1 protein-coding gene is annotated in these 1,137 nt (G+C 50.8%); it reads left to right on the forward strand.

Annotation, left to right across the window (positions count from 1 at the left end; translation table 11 throughout):
• A partial coding sequence (locus tag Q362_RS22575) for an RHS repeat domain-containing protein (RefSeq protein ID WP_211248545.1) occupies positions 1–726 on the forward strand: 726 nt, incomplete at its 5' end.
• Between the last annotated feature and the right edge of the window lie 411 nt (positions 727–1,137).

Consider the following 1,137-nt stretch of genomic DNA (forward strand, 5'->3'; position numbering starts at 1 on the left):
TCCATGTACTACTATCACACCGACCACCTGGGCACACCCCTGCGCCTGACCGACTCAAGCGGCGCCGTGGTCTGGGCCGCCGATTACCAGCCCTTTGGCAGGGCCAACCTCCTGGTCAACACCGTGGAGAACAACCTCCGCTTCCCCGGCCAGTACTTCGACGCCGAAACCGGCTTGCATTACAACTGGCACAGATACTATGATCCCGACATTGGCCGGTATCTGAGCGCTGACCCGATTGGGTTGGAGGCAGGAATCAACCTCTACGCCTATGTGAATAATGACCCGGTGAATTGGATCGATATTTGGGGACTCTGCCGCAAATCAGGAGAAGGGGTAATGGATTGTGTCAATAGACAAGCAGAAGAAGCTTTTGGGGATCTTTTAGCCGGTAGCGATGCAGTTGGTTTTTACGGTCTGGGAGCAATGGCAACCGAGGCCGCTTCAAACTTTCTAACCTCTGCTGTAAATCATGTTGCAAACACAGGGATGAAAAACGCTAATTCTGCAGGTGCTTATGCTAGTGGCAATATCTTGGAAAAACAAGCTGCGGCTACAGCAGGAACAAAAACTGCAAACCGTATTGGAGCGCTGAAAGGCACTCTAGGTGTCGTCTCTAAGGCGAGCGGCATAATCGGTGTCTCCGGAACTATTGGTTCCGTAGGCATGAGAGCTGCTTTTATTAACGACTGCATGGAAGAATGCAACGACTGTTCAACCAAGTAAACTAGGGGCCGGATTATGAGATTTGATTTCAATTATAATGTGTTAGAGAATACGTTCATTCGTGCCGTTTGTTTTATCCTCAGCGTGATATGCCTTGTGATGGGCATACTAACACTTAAGTCGAAATTGGGACAATCTCCGCTAACCTTTGACCATACATTTCAATTTGGAATCGCATCAACAGCTTGGGGGGCAATCTTGCTCTTTTTGGCTGTTAGAAAATTCTTTCAAAAAGCCCGGTAGAGCGGGCACAGGCCCACCTCAAGTACCAGGAGACTCTCGTTGATCAGGGCCAGTACGGCCACCCTGGGCCGCCGATTACCAGCCTTTCGGCAGGGCCGACCTCCTGGTGAACACCGTGGAGAACAATCTCCGCTTCCCTGGCCAGTATTTCGATGCCGAAACCGGCTT

The organism is Desulfobulbus elongatus DSM 2908 (genome assembly GCF_000621145.1).
Taxonomy (GTDB): domain Bacteria; phylum Desulfobacterota; class Desulfobulbia; order Desulfobulbales; family Desulfobulbaceae; genus Desulfobulbus; species Desulfobulbus elongatus.